Consider the following 11,467-nt stretch of genomic DNA (forward strand, 5'->3'; position numbering starts at 1 on the left):
TGTGAAGAAATTAGATGTGCTCTTAATGCTATTGAGCGTCCTCTTTCCAATTGCAGGACTTATAAAGCAAATCCCTCTAGAACAATCTATATATATTGGAGGACTTTTATTTTTTACTAGTTTCGGTAGTTATTTTGCTAAAAAGATGTATTCACGTATATGTAGCTGGATAGCGTATGCGCCATTTATAACATTACTGTTAGTTATTTGGCATCAGGATATTTCAACAAGCTCAATCATAGCAAATGCGAAAATTGCAGCATGTGTCGCGTTAATACCATGTTTATTCCGTTTTCGTACATATGGACTTACTTTGGGCTTATTCTCATTATGGGCCGCTTTACTATGGGATATAAAAGAAGTACAGTCGTTAGTCATACTTGAACGCATAACGAGTTTAATGACAAGCCATTATGTATATATATTACTATTAATTGGAGGACTTGTAATAGGAGGATTACTTGCGATGTTCATTCACCGCAAAGAGAAAGATAATAATAAAGAAAATATAAATCTACTTGGACCAAAAAAGAAACGCAAAAGATTATCATTTAAGATTCGTCTTCCAAGATTACCGAAATTAAAGATGAAACTATTTAAGTTTGGTGGGAAAGAATCCAAAAGTAAAATGCCAGAAAAGATAAATGAGCATAAGTACGAAGGACCAGTTGCAACATATGAAATGACAGAGCAAATAGATCCATACAAAGAAAATGCAGTTCAAGGTCAAACAAGGATGGAACGCCGAAGAAATAGGTATAATGCATAATGAAGTTTAATAACCCCGTAATGACTTATCTTAATATTGATAAATCATTACGGTTTTTTTATGTAATGAAATGAAAGTTGCTATTGCGGAGAGGAATAGCATATTTTATAGATAGGAACTAAAATAAGGGGAGGATAAAATGCTTATCATTACATATATATCTGCTTGTATATTATTCTTAGTTAGCTTTTTACATGTATATTGGGCTTTCGGAGGTAATTGGGGGACAAATAGTGTTATTCCAACTAAATCAGGGGAAAAGGCGTTTACACCTCGCGCCGGAATGACAATGTTCATTGCATTATTATTAAGTATGATAGCAATAATTTTGTTGCAACAAGCAAAAATTGTTCATTTTGCAGTTCCTAATTTTATTATTCAAGTCGGTTCCTAGATTTGTATGATCATCTTTTCTATTAGAGTAATTGGTGAGTTTAATTATTTTGGTATCTTTAAACGACAAAAAAATACGCACTTTGCTAGAATGGATACCTGTTTATATATTCCACTTTGTGCATTGTTATCTTTATCTTTCTTATTAGCAATAACTTTGTGAGTAAATAATAGTAGTTTCTTTTCTCAAAATACATGTAAACGTGAGAAATCTAAGAGTAAATAAAAGGATGTAAGCGCCTTCTTGTCGAAATGTAAATTATTATGAAAGGCGGTGACACTATGAAGTATGTAAAAGTTAGTATGAATGGTGGAAGTGAACACAAATTCTCAATGACTTTAGATCGGTTTGAAGAACTTATTACTACAGAGAATGGGATATTAGAAAATAAATTAGTATGTATTGAAAATGTAATGATTAATCCTACTAATATATCTTCTGTAGTTGAAAAAATTGGTGTACCGGCTAAGTTTATGGAAGCTTAAAATCGTTAGATAAAAAACATCCATTGAGGATGTTTTTTAATTTATAAATATGAAATTGTACAGTGAATATTTGAGTAGATTTTTTAGTAATGACTATGCATATATTAAGTACCTGAACATGGTGCTTAATACATGCACGAAATAATAAGTATAAGCATATATTATGTAGTAGGACAAGATCTTTGTGTCCTACTTAATACTCAGAAAAAACCTCTAATCACATAAGAGCATCCAATTGCAGGGTGCTCTTATTTTTTATAAAAATCTACTACGAGCTTTATTTTATAGTAGGATGCAATAATAAAAGGCTATTTTGAAATATTGTTCTTTAGCCTTTAATTTTAAATTTATCTTTAATGTTAATAAATATTAAAAATAATATGATAGCAGAAATTAAGTTAGATAAGTAGAAATTTTGATGAAACAATAGTTCAAAGATGACATCGAAAGTAACGAATAAAGCAATAGTAGGTAGTATGCAAATAAATATAAATCTCCAATTTTTTAAGTAATGTTTATAATTTGTAAGTACTTTATCCATAAATATAGCTCCTATATTTTTGTTTTTATATAATTATACATTTAGATACAAGGATTTTCAAAGTAAAAATATTTAGCAATTCAAAAATATAAGGAGAGCTTTTGTTGAAAATCCAGATTGCTGTAGCAATGTGAATTTGACTTTAAAGAACTATACTAAAATGATACACTATAATCTACGTTATTTTTGAAATGAATAGAGGGATTTGTGTGATAGATAAAATTAAAAATGCTGTAGGGGATATGTACGAAGATGAGGCTAAAGATTTACTTCAAAGTATTCTCATACAGTTAAACTTATTAGAAGAAAACTATAGTGAAGATACAATTAAAAATTTGATGGATATTCCGAAACAATTAACGAGTAATCCTACTTATAAAAGGAATGTAATAGAAAGTACGCACGTACATATTGCTTTTGATGATTCAACGGCTGGTTGCTTAAAATATATGTTAAGCCAAGAAGAGTTATATGAAGAGAGTGTTGTTGCTTTTTCTGAATTCTTTTCAATTGGACCGATATATAGTTGCATACGAATGAGGGGCAACTAGCAAGACAGAAGTGGTTAATAAATAATTTAACTGCTTATGATAGTTATTTTGAAGAAGAATATTTATCAAGATTTATAGCAACTATAGAAGAACTACATACTATTCCTGTTGAAACGCCTATTACAATTTGGAAGGCTGATAATGCACATGAACATGTAGGCCTAAGTTTTGTAATAGCACAATTAAAGAATAAGAAAAACATTCGAGTTGTTAATACGTCTGAAGCAAGTAGAGAAATATTAAAACAAGAGTATGATATTCGTGGAACGGGAGAATTACCACCTGAAAGTTTAGCTTTATTCCAAAAAAGTTTTATAAAGTTACCTTATTTAACTGAAGAGAAGCGAATGAAGTTTGAACATGAGTGGGATAGATTATCGGAAAGCATAGAATGTTTAAGAGTGTGGAAAGAAAATGAAGTGCATTCTGTACAAGAAGATTATTTTGATCAATTTATAATTGAATGCGCGAAAAGTGTGGGTGCTGATCGAGAGTTCCTCAAAGCTCCTAGAGTAATTGGTGAAGCACTTGGTCTTGTTGAACAATTGGTTGGAGATACTTTCTTAGAATATCGCTTGAAACAATTAATTAAACAAGAAGTATTTGAATTTGAAGGTACGTTAGATGAAATGCGTTTTTATAGTGTGAAGTTAAGGAAATAATAAACACATTCTATTTTTGAAAGGCTCGTATTTTTAATAATACGAGCTTTTTAAGTTGAATTTGGGCTATACATAAGCTTCCCAGCGAGGGCATATCACATATGAATGGTAAAGGTAATGAATGAAAAGAAGGTGATTTGTTAATATGTATAATCAACAAAATTATCCATATGATCAAGCGATGTATTACAATACACAAAACTACGGGTATGAACCTACAAATGAAGTGAGAGATATTGAACAAGAAGATTACAGACCAGATGATGCGGAAGATGCTCCAACGTCACCACCACCGTCACAAGCGCCGTCGTTACCGTCTACATTTGCTTCTCCAGCACAACCAGGTAATATGAAATCATGGATGTGTAACTGTCTAGGAAGATGGGGCTATTTACGCTTACATCGTCCTGGTCCTTTCGGAAGGGATTTATGGTTCTTCCCGACTGAAGTGAGAAGAAATGGAGTGTCAGGTTACACGTGGCAAGGTGGTCGTCGTCGTAAAGTAAGTTATCGCTATCAACAAATTAGTAATTTTATGTGCTTCGCATAAAGAGAAGTGAGAGAGTGAAACGATTTTACTCTCTCACTTTTTTATTTTTCAATATACGAAGTAAGATTTTGATTAAAAATTTACAATTTTCACGTTTTTATTAGAGTATAATGCATATGTTGGGTTGGTTTTCAAAAACAAATGAGAGTGAGGGAATACAATGTCAATGAAAAACAAAGTTGGACTAAAAATAGAGGATGGCATTAATTTAGCTTCAGCTCAATTTAAAGAAGATGCGTATGAAATTTATAAAGAATCTAGAAAAATGCAACCTATCTTATTTGTGAATAAAACTGAACTAGGAGCGGAATGGCTTGTCACAAGATATGAAGATGCCTTGCCGCTTTTAAAAGACAGTCGCTTAAAAAAAGATCCAGCCAATATATTTCCTCAAGATGCATTGAATGTGTTTCTTACGGTTGACAATAGTGATTATTTAACTACTCATATGTTAAATTCAGATCCACCTAACCATAATCGTCTACGATCACTCGTACAAAAAGCTTTTACACCGAAGATGATCACGCAATTGGAAGGAAGAATACAGGATATTGCAGATGGTTTGTTAAATGAAGTCGAGCGAAAGGGTTCATTAAATCTTGTTGATGATTATTCGTTCCCTTTACCTATCATTGTAATAAGTGAAATGCTCGGTATTCCAAAAGAAGATCAAGCGAAATTTAGAATTTGGTCTCATGCTGTCATTGCTTACCCAGAAACACCAGAAGAAATAAGAGAAACTGAAAAGCAACTATCTGAGTTTATTACATATCTTCATTATTTAGTTGATATTAAAAGAAAAGAGCCAAAAGAAGACTTGGTGAGTGCTTTAATACTTGCAGAGAGTGAAGGGCATAAACTTAGCGCTCGGGAACTATATTCAATGATAATGCTATTAATTGTAGCAGGACACGAGACGACAGTGAATTTAATTACAAATACGGTATTAGCACTTCTTGAAAATCCAAATCAATTACAGTTATTAAAAGAAAACCCAAAATTAATTGATGCTGCTATTGAGGAAGGATTACGATATTATTCTCCAGTTGAGGTTACAACTTCAAGATGGGCAGCGGAGCCATTTCAAATTCACGACCGAACAATCGAAAAAGGAGATATGGTTGTCATTGCCTTAGCTTCTGCAAACCGTGATGAAACTGTATTTGAAAACCCAGAAGTATTCGAGATTACTCGGGAAAATAATCGTCATATTGCCTTTGGTCATGGTAGTCATTTCTGCTTAGGCGCCCCACTTGCTAGGTTGGAAGCAAAGATTGCTATTACTACTTTGTTTAATCGAATGCCTGAACTACAAATAAAAGGGAATCGTGAAGAAATTAAATGGCAAGGTAACTATTTAATGCGTTCTTTAGAGGAATTACCTTTAACTTTCTAGAATAGTTAAAAGGAGACATGCATACATCGAAAATGATTTACATAGAGTATGTATGTATTATTTAAATTCGAAACGGAAGGGTGAAGACATCCCGATGATCTACTAATTCTATTTATAAGAGATCTTCGTTAAAAAACGAAATATTCTTCTGAATAGGGTTAGTCTGTACATTTATAGAAAAGGGATGTATTTCGCTCTGCGAATATATAGTCTTTTTATATGATTTGTGCTGCCTCCTGTTCAGAACATGAAATAGGAGGCTTTTTTATGTCGACAAATGTAGTAACGAAACAAAACAATGGGGTATCACAAGTATTAAAAAATCGGTTTGTTCAAGGGATTTTAGCATCAGCATTATTTTTACAAATAGGAATATGGGTTCGAAACTTTGCGGTATTACTATATGTAATGGAAATGACAAAAGGTGATGCTTTTGCTATTTCGATGATTTCAGTTGCTGAATTCGCTCCAATTTTTATTTTTTCATTTATTGGCGGTACTTTTGCTGATAGGTGGAAGCCAAAGAAGACAATGATATGGTGTGAAACGTTAAGTTCCATTTCAGTATTCGCTGTATTAATTACGCTTATGTTTGGAACGTGGAAAATTGTGTTTTTTGTGACACTCATCTCTGCAATCCTTTCACAGTTTTCACAACCATCTGGAATGAAGTTGTTTAAACAACATTTATCAACGGAACAAATTCAATTAGCAATGTCTATATATCAAACGATATTTGCAATATTTATGGTATTAGGACCAATCCTAGGGACATTTATCTTTCATAGTTTTGGAATTTATATTTCAATCATCATAACAGGTATCTCGTTTTTACTTGCGGCAGTTGTATTGTTATTTCTTCCAAAAGATCTTGAAAACGACGTAGAAAAGAAAGATATCACTCTGTTGCAGGAGATGAAGGATGGTATTAAGTATGTCAAAAAGAAAAAAGCATTAACTTTGCTAGGGCTTTGTTTTATGGCTGCAGGACTAGGTATAGGATTAATTCAGCCATTAGGTATATTTATTGTGACTGAGCAGTTAGGGTTATCAAAAGAGAGTTTACAGTGGCTATTAACAGTAAATGGTGCAGGAATGATTGTTGGCGGAGCATTAGCGATGGTATTTGCGAAAAACGTTGCTCCGCAAAAGATGTTAATTATCGGTATGCTTGGTCAAGCAATTGGTATTGGCATTATAGGATATTCTACAAATTTATGGGTGACACTTACAGCGCAGCTTTTTAGTGGTTTAGCTCTTCCTTGTATCCAAATTGGTATTAATACGCTTATTATTCAAAATAGCGATACTGATTTTATAGGTCGTGTAAATGGTATTTTAAGTCCGCTTTTTACTGGTTCAATGGTGGTAACGATGAGTATTGCCGGTTCTTTAAAAGAGATGTTTTCATTAAGTATGATGTATGAAGGGACGGCTTTACTTTTTATAATTGGATTATTGTTTATTTTACCTATATACAATTTAAAGCCAGTAATAGTGGTGGAAAGTGAAATAAGTGGTAAAGGAAGTGCTGTACAAAATGAATCCTAATCCAAATGTTAAATACCCTATTGAAGGGAATCAAAACGTTCAATTTATAAAAAATACAATAACAAAACCTAATATACTTGTTGGTGACTATTCTTATTATGATACGAAAGATGGAGAAACATTTGAAGATCGAGTATTACATCATTATGAATTTCTAGGGGATTGCCTTACAATTGGAAAATTTTGTAGTATTGCATCTGGAATTAACTTTATTATGAACGGAGCGAATCATCGAATGGATGGATTTTCAGCATATCCATTTAATATATTTGGAAATGGGTGGGAGAAGTATACACCTAGTTTGTCTGATTTACCTTATAAAGGTGATACAGTTATAGGAAATGACGTTTGGATTGGTATGGATACAACAATTATGCCCGGAATAAAAATAGGGGATGGTGCAATCATTGCAGCTAAATCTGTTGTGACTAGAGACGTTGCACCATATACAATTGTTGGTGGAAACCCTGCAAATAAAATAAAAGAGAGATTTTCAAATGAAATAATCCAAGAATTATTGCAAATTCAATGGTGGCATTTTGACATTGAAAAAATAACTGAAAATATTGATGCTATTGTCCGAGGAGATATTGAACCATTAAGAAAGCTAAAAAGGGAATAAAAAATGAATGACAAATAGTATCATACCTCCGAATTTTGTTAATGATAATAGAACAAGGAGGTGTGATACTATGGCACAAGACGTTTTATGTGAAGTAAACAACTGTAAATTTTGGGCAAACGGTAATAAATGTAGTGCAGAGGCAATTTACGTAGTAAGTCATAAAGGTAAACATGCATCTACAACGGAAGAAACAGATTGCAAAACATTTGATCCAGAAGTGTAATTTCTTTAAGGGTAGCCAAATCGTGGTTGCCCTTTTATTAATCATAGTATTGATAATAAATATCATTTTCATTCATTGTTTTTAACTTTTCTTGTTATTTTTTCATATTTTTTTCATAAGTGATGTAATCCAACTCAATTCATGTTCAATTCGTGATTTACTAAATTCAATGACTTCAGTAATAAAAGATGAGGTGACATCTAGAGTCTGAATAGCAGTAAGCTGATTATGTAGTACGTTTTGACGTACAGTCAAAATCTCTTTTCTATCCTCATAGTCAAGTTTTTCAAATAGCGCAATACGAACTAGAAATTCTGTATTGTTTGTCGCAAGTTTTTCAGGAAACTCTCGTAACATTTCAGAAAAAATTTCTTCTCCTGTTTCTGTTATATCGTACATATTTCGGTTTGGTTTTCCGACTTGTTTATGTATTTTTTTTGTTATAGCACCCATATTTTCAAAGCGCCGAAGGGCAGGGTAAAGCATGTTGTGATTTAACTCAAAATTCTCACCTAAACGATTTTGAACATTTTTTTTGATTTCATATCCATGTTTTGGTCCTGTCGTTAATTCTGCTAGCAGTAAAATGTCAACGTACATAAAACTCCCCCTTATATATTTCTCAAGTTCTCTAATGAAAACTCTCCTTTTGTATATGTTAAAATAACATATGATAGTTTATACAACTTTGAACTGCCGACCTATCACTTTTATTGTAAAAGAAAAGGGAGGAAAGAACTATGGCTTCACCTGAAAATGTTATTTTAGTTCATGAAATTTCAAAGCTGAAAACAAAAGAAGAGTTATGGAATCCATATGAATGGTATCGTTTGATGAGGGATAATCACCCAGTTCATTATGATGAAGAGCAGGATGTATGGAATGTTTTTTTATACGATGATGTAAATCGTGTTTTATCAGATTATCGCTTATTTTCAAGTAGAAGGGAGCGCAGACAATTCTCAATTCCTCCTTTAGAAACTAGAATAAATATAAACTCTACAGATCCACCAGAACATCGCAATGTACGTTCCATTGTTTCTAAGGCATTTACTCCAAGAAGTTTAGGACAGTGGAAACCTCGAATACAGGCTATCGCAGATGAACTTGTACAACATATCGAAAAATGTAGTGAAGTTAATATCGTTGAACAGTTTGCTGCACCTTTACCTGTTACCGTTATTTCTGATTTATTAGGAGTCCCAACAACAGATCGTAAAAAAATTAAAGAATGGTCTGATATTTTATTTATGCCGTATAGTAAAGAAAAGTTTAATGATCTGGATGCCGAGAAAGGGATAGCATTAAATGAATTCAAAGCATACCTTCTACCGATTGTTCAGGAAAAGAGATATCATTTAACCGATGATATCATATCTGATTTAATTCGAGCTGAATATGAAGGCGAAAGATTAACCGATGAGGAAATTGTAACCTTTTCATTAGGTTTACTAGCGGCTGGGAATGAAACCACTACAAATTTAATTATTAATAGCTTTTATTGCTTTTTAGTAGATTCACCTGGAATTTATGAAGAGTTAAGAAAAGAACCTAACTTAATTTCAAAAGCGATTGAGGAAGTATTACGCTATCGCTTTCCTGTTACATTGGCCCGGAGGATTACAGAGGATACAAATATATTTGGTCCTTTAATGAAAAAGGATCAGATGATTGTTGCGTGGGTTAGTGCAGCGAATTTAGATGAGAAAAAATTTTCACAAGCCTCTCAATTTAATGTACATCGAACAGGAAATGAAAAACATTTAACCTTTGGGAAAGGTCCTCACTTTTGCTTAGGAGCACCACTTGCACGTTTAGAAGCTGAGATTGCATTAACTACCTTTATAAATGCTTTTGAAAAAATAGAGCTATCTCCATCTTTCTGTTTAGAAACATGTATATTAGAAAATGAACAAACATTAAAATACTTACCTATTCGATTGAAAGCCAAATAAAAATCATAACAAGGTGCATACATTTGCATCTTGTTTTTTGTTTCTCAATTGTGAGTTTTCGGAAATTACCTTAATATGGAATTATATAAAGCGTAGAGGAGGATTCTTATGTTGACTTGTAATGGAAGTAAATCATTTCAAAAGTTTATTAAAGGTGTTACAGATCTTATGGAAAACAGTTTATTTGAAGAAGAAATAGTGTGTGGCATTGAAAAATTATTAGAAGAACTTTTAGAAAAGAAAACATGGCTTCCGTTAGATAAACAGAAGGCCAATTTGACTCAATATGCACGACATTTATTGTATGAAGATCCGCTCAAACGTTTTGAAGTACTAGCTCTCGTATGGAAAGATGGACAATCTACACCTTTACATGATCATGACGGCACATGGGGAGTAGAAGGCGTATTTTCAGGAAGGATAATGGTGCAGAACTTTATACAAACGAAACAACTTGGAAATTCACTTGTTTATTTAACACATACAGGAAATCTTTATTTGGGAGAAGGAGAAACTGATAAAGTAATTCCACCAGCGGATTGTCATATTCTTGAAATCAGCAAAAATGAAAGCGTTATTACGATTCATGTCTATGGAAAACGGTTAGAAAAGTTTAAAGTATATATCCCAACTGAAGAAAAAAATGTGTACATGTGTGAGACAAAATACATTAGTTATAATTCATAGTTTAAAATCCGAAGCTTTTTTAAAAAGAAAAGCTTTGGATTTTATTTTTAATTATTTCTTGACCTGAAACGCTTTTCATAAATTATAAATAAGAAGTACCTCACGAGGGTTGTATGAAAACGATACCTAATAATTAATTAAAACTCGTGTATTTATAGAAAGTGGTGAAGAAATAATGAAATTAATCGCAATTGATTTAGATGGAACTCTTCTTTCGGGGAATAAAATGATAAGTAAAGAAAATGCAGAAGCAATTCGAACATGTCAAGAAGCTGGTCATGTTGTAGCAATTTGTACAGGACGTTCTATTGTTGACATTGAGCGATTATTGTTAGAAGTTGATTTAGAGTGTCCAATCATTGCGGAAAATGGCGCCCTTATATATAAAGATAAAAAAATGATGAAGAGATATCCAATTCAAAATATGCAGGCACTTGAAATTGTAGAATATCTTGAAGAGAATGGTTTATATTATCAGCTTTATACTGATAAAGGTGTGTATGTGCCGGATTATGGAGTAGAGAGTGTACGTAATGAAATTGAGTATGTGAAGAATTCAAAAGAAAATTTCGACTTGAAAGAGTTAGAAACAATCGCAGCATTATATCTTGAGCATACAGCGTTTCATAGTGCGGAAAGTTGTAAACCAATTGTAGAAACAGATATATATGTGCATAAACTATTACCATTTTCTTATGATATTGAGAAATTAAAAAAACTAAAAGAAACATTTCTTCATAATACAGATTTAGCAATTACATCTTCATATTGGCACAATTTAGAGATTAATCATCGAGATGCTCAAAAAGGGAATGGATTATATACTTTAGCAGAACATCTTAATATTTCGGTTGAAAACACTGTAGCGATAGGTGATGGGCTAAACGATGTTTCTATGATGGAAAAAGCAAACATATCAATTGCAATGGGGAATGCAGTTGAAGAAATAAAAGCAATGTGCAAATACGAAACGTTATCAAATGAAGAACATGGTGTGGCACATGCTTTATATAAATATGTAATGTAATTAAAAAAGAAAAAAGAATCCAAATGGATTCTTTTTTCTTTTTATTAGGGG

Annotated in this window: 12 protein-coding genes and 2 pseudogenes; 12 read left to right on the top strand and 2 right to left on the bottom strand. The window is 32.4% G+C overall.

Annotation, left to right across the window (positions count from 1 at the left end; translation table 11 throughout):
• Position 1: 1 nt before the first annotated feature.
• The 3 genes and pseudogenes from AXW78_RS12720 to AXW78_RS12730 all read left to right on the top strand — a co-directional run bounded on the left by AXW78_RS12720 (position 2) and on the right by AXW78_RS12730 (position 1,648).
• Positions 2-769: a DUF3959 family protein gene (locus AXW78_RS12720; RefSeq protein ID WP_000732212.1), complete on the top strand. Its 768-nt coding sequence runs from the start codon at positions 2-4 to the stop codon at positions 767-769.
• A gap of 139 nt (positions 770-908) precedes the next feature.
• A pseudogene (locus AXW78_RS34845) lies at positions 909-1,325 on the top strand (DUF3995 domain-containing protein).
• A gap of 119 nt (positions 1,326-1,444) precedes the next feature.
• A complete protein-coding gene (locus AXW78_RS12730; RefSeq protein WP_000878369.1) occupies positions 1,445-1,648 on the top strand; it encodes a hypothetical protein in 204 nt (67 codons plus the stop codon).
• Positions 1,649-1,976: 328 nt separating this feature from the next.
• Here AXW78_RS12730 and AXW78_RS12735 read toward each other — a convergent pair whose 3' ends face one another.
• Positions 1,977-2,189 (bottom strand): hypothetical protein, encoded by a 213-nt coding sequence (locus AXW78_RS12735; RefSeq protein ID WP_000362071.1) that lies wholly within the window; start codon positions 2,187-2,189, stop codon positions 1,977-1,979.
• A 209-nt stretch (positions 2,190-2,398) separates the two neighbouring features.
• Here AXW78_RS12735 and AXW78_RS12740 point away from each other — a divergent pair.
• From AXW78_RS12740 to AXW78_RS12765, 6 genes and pseudogenes are all read left to right on the top strand, one after another.
• A pseudogene (locus AXW78_RS12740) lies at positions 2,399-3,402 on the top strand (DUF1835 domain-containing protein).
• Positions 3,403-3,547: 145 nt separating this feature from the next.
• On the top strand, positions 3,548-3,952 hold the full coding sequence (locus tag AXW78_RS12745; RefSeq protein ID WP_000282694.1) for a hypothetical protein: 405 nt from the start codon (positions 3,548-3,550) through the stop codon (positions 3,950-3,952).
• Positions 3,953-4,112: 160 nt separating this feature from the next.
• Positions 4,113-5,348: a cytochrome P450 gene (gene cypA, locus AXW78_RS12750; protein ID WP_000062091.1), complete on the top strand. Its 1,236-nt coding sequence runs from the start codon at positions 4,113-4,115 to the stop codon at positions 5,346-5,348.
• 267 nt (positions 5,349-5,615) lie between these two features.
• Entirely contained in the window at positions 5,616-6,899 is a 1,284-nt protein-coding gene (locus AXW78_RS12755) for an MFS transporter (protein ID WP_000106397.1), read from the top strand.
• Complete coding sequence (locus tag AXW78_RS12760; protein WP_001069256.1) at positions 6,889-7,521, top strand: Vat family streptogramin A O-acetyltransferase; 633 nt, start codon at positions 6,889-6,891, stop codon at positions 7,519-7,521. The genes AXW78_RS12755 and AXW78_RS12760 overlap by 11 nt, the downstream gene beginning before the upstream one ends.
• 70 nt (positions 7,522-7,591) lie before the next feature.
• Complete coding sequence (locus AXW78_RS12765; protein ID WP_000046095.1) at positions 7,592-7,747, top strand: DUF1540 domain-containing protein; 156 nt, start codon at positions 7,592-7,594, stop codon at positions 7,745-7,747.
• Positions 7,748-7,849: 102 nt separating this feature from the next.
• On the opposite strand, the gene AXW78_RS12770 is transcribed toward AXW78_RS12765, so the two are convergent.
• Positions 7,850-8,347 (bottom strand): PadR family transcriptional regulator, encoded by a 498-nt coding sequence (locus AXW78_RS12770; RefSeq protein ID WP_000289125.1) that lies wholly within the window; start codon positions 8,345-8,347, stop codon positions 7,850-7,852.
• 140 nt (positions 8,348-8,487) lie between these two features.
• On the opposite strand from AXW78_RS12770, the gene AXW78_RS12775 reads away from it, so the two are divergent.
• From AXW78_RS12775 to AXW78_RS12785, 3 genes are all read left to right on the top strand, one after another.
• Positions 8,488-9,702 (top strand): cytochrome P450, encoded by a 1,215-nt coding sequence (locus AXW78_RS12775; RefSeq protein WP_061884232.1) that lies wholly within the window; start codon positions 8,488-8,490, stop codon positions 9,700-9,702.
• A 108-nt stretch (positions 9,703-9,810) separates the two neighbouring features.
• On the top strand, positions 9,811-10,389 hold the full coding sequence (locus AXW78_RS12780; RefSeq protein WP_000954441.1) for a cysteine dioxygenase family protein: 579 nt from the start codon (positions 9,811-9,813) through the stop codon (positions 10,387-10,389).
• Positions 10,390-10,564: 175 nt separating this feature from the next.
• Positions 10,565-11,416 (top strand): Cof-type HAD-IIB family hydrolase, encoded by an 852-nt coding sequence (locus AXW78_RS12785; RefSeq protein WP_000766388.1) that lies wholly within the window; start codon positions 10,565-10,567, stop codon positions 11,414-11,416.
• Positions 11,417-11,467: the final 51 nt, after the last annotated feature.

The organism is Bacillus thuringiensis, from assembly GCF_001595725.1.
GTDB lineage: Bacteria > Bacillota > Bacilli > Bacillales > Bacillaceae_G > Bacillus_A > Bacillus_A thuringiensis_K.